General features: G+C 29.0%; 1 protein-coding gene. It reads left to right on the forward strand.

What is annotated here, in order from left to right; translation table 11 throughout:
* Positions 1-97: 97 nt before the first annotated feature.
* Positions 98-1,753 (forward strand): IS1182 family transposase, encoded by a 1,656-nt coding sequence (locus CBF36_RS12095; protein ID WP_125958610.1) that lies wholly within the window; start codon positions 98-100, stop codon positions 1,751-1,753.
* Positions 1,754-1,764: the final 11 nt, after the last annotated feature.

Consider the following 1,764-nt stretch of genomic DNA (forward strand, 5'->3'; position numbering starts at 1 on the left):
AAAATTATTTTTGATTTTGTTCCTTTTTTTTGACGAAAAAAATAGCACTATCCTTTATAATTAAGGTGACTAAACCAACTAAAAAGGAGTGCTATTTATGTATAAAGATTATAACATGAACCAAGTCACATTATCACTGGATTTAGAAATTTATTTAGAAAGAAATGATATTGTTTTTATCATCAATGAGTTAGTAGAAAGTATTCCGGAGGAATCCTTTAAGCATTTTCAGCATAATATGGGAACTTCATCCTATCATCCAAGAATGATGTTAAAGCTGATTCTATGTGGCTATACTCAATCCATTTTTTCTGGTCGAAAAATTGAGGCAATGGCTAAAGACAGTATTCGTGCTCGTTGGTTAACACAATCTCAAATGCCAAATTTTAGAACGATTAATCGTTTTAGAGTTAATCCTCATGTCCAATATTTATTGAAAGAATGTTTTATTCATTTTCGTAACCAATTGGTTACCCAGAAGTTAATTAATGAAGAAGCTATTTTTATAGATGGTACTAAAATAGAAGCTAACGCCAATAAATATACTTTTGTATGGAAAAAAAGTATTAATAATTACGAGGAAAGCTTAACAAATAAGTCGAAAGAACTTTATCATCAACTTGTTCAAGAGCAAATTATCCCTGCTATTCAGAATGAAGATGAACCATTACATCTTGAAGATTTAACAAAGATAACAAACTCTCTAGAAAATGAAGTGAATAACCTCACTGATAAAATAAATAATGAGAATAATGTAGAGCAACGAAAAGCGTTAAGAAATAAACGCATTAAACCAAGGAAATATCTTAAACAATTCAGAGATTTTAAAACTAGAACACAGAAATATCAGCAACAAAAAGCCATATTAAATAAAAGAAATAGCTATTCAAAGACAGATAATGATGCCACTTTCATGAGAATGAAAGACGATCATATGAAAAATGGACAACTTAAACCTGGATACAATGTTCAAATTGCTACAAACAATCAATATGTATTAGCTTATGATGTTTTTCAAAATCCAACGGATTTTAAAACACTCATTCCATTTTTAGAAACGATTAAAGAGAATTATTTTAAACTTCCAAAATACATTGTTGCTGATGCAGGATATGGTAGCGAAGAAAATTACCAAGCTACTATGGATGACTTTGAAAGAATACCTTTAATTACCTACACGATGTATCAAAAAGAATTAAAAAAGAAGTATAGAACTAACCCTTTTAATGTATCTAATTGGCGGTATGATGAATTATTAGATGTTTATTTTTGTCCACTTAATCGTCGTTTGAAGTTTAAACGTTATTCTACAAGAATTGATAAGTATGGTTTCAAGAGAAATCTAAAATTATATGAATGTGAAAGCTGTAAAAATTGTCCAATACGTTCATTATGTACAAAAGCTAAAAGTGATAAAAATCGAGTCATTCAAAAAAATTATAATTGGGAATATTTTAAAGCTCATGCGAAGGAACTTATGAATACAGAAGAAACAGGTAAAATTTATAAACAAAGAAAAATTGATGTAGAACCAGCCTTTGGAAATCTAAAGGCTAATTTGGCGTTCACTCGTTTCTCTGTTAGAGGAAAAGACAAGGTAGCTAATGAGTTAGGTTTTGCATTAATGGCAATAAACATAAGGAAATTAACTGCCTATAGGCAGTTGAAAGATACTAATGAACTCAAAAATAAGGATTTAAGAATGATATTTCTATTCTTAAATCCTTATTTCTTTATTTTAAAGACTATTTAGTCAGCCTCTTT

The organism is Vagococcus bubulae, assembly GCF_003950315.1.
Lineage (GTDB): Bacteria > Bacillota > Bacilli > Lactobacillales > Vagococcaceae > Vagococcus > Vagococcus bubulae.

Excerpts from the sequence above, each read along its gene's own strand:
- CBF36_RS12095 (WP_125958610.1), top strand. The coding sequence starts at position 98 with ATGTATAAAGATTATAACATGAACCAAGTCACATTATCACTGGATTTA.